Origin of the sequence: Pseudanabaena sp. 'Roaring Creek' (genome assembly GCF_001402795.1) — a bacterium.
Taxonomy (GTDB): domain Bacteria; phylum Cyanobacteriota; class Cyanobacteriia; order Pseudanabaenales; family Pseudanabaenaceae; genus Pseudanabaena.
On sequence record NZ_LIRE01000641.1, the window covers coordinates 1 to 257 of the forward strand.

Genomic DNA, 257 nt, shown 5'->3' on the forward strand with positions numbered 1-257 from the left:
GACAGAGACTACAGCATCAATTAATGGAAATACGGGAGGTAATAGTACTTCTTTGACATCAAATGATACTTTAAATGGTAATCCAGTAGTTATAGGTACAAATCCGGGTCAAGTAAGTTTGACGTCAGTAACTGTTCCTGCAGGATTAACTTTGAATGCAGATGGTACTGTAACTGTAGCTCCAAATACTGCGGCAGGAAACTATACAGTGGAATATAAAATATGTGAAATAACGAATCCATCTAACTGTAGTACAG

1 pseudogene is annotated in these 257 nt (G+C 37.0%); it reads left to right on the forward strand.

Going from position 1 to position 257, the window contains the following annotated elements:
* A pseudogene (locus AC805_RS25235) lies at positions 1-257 on the forward strand (putative Ig domain-containing protein); the annotation flags it as partial.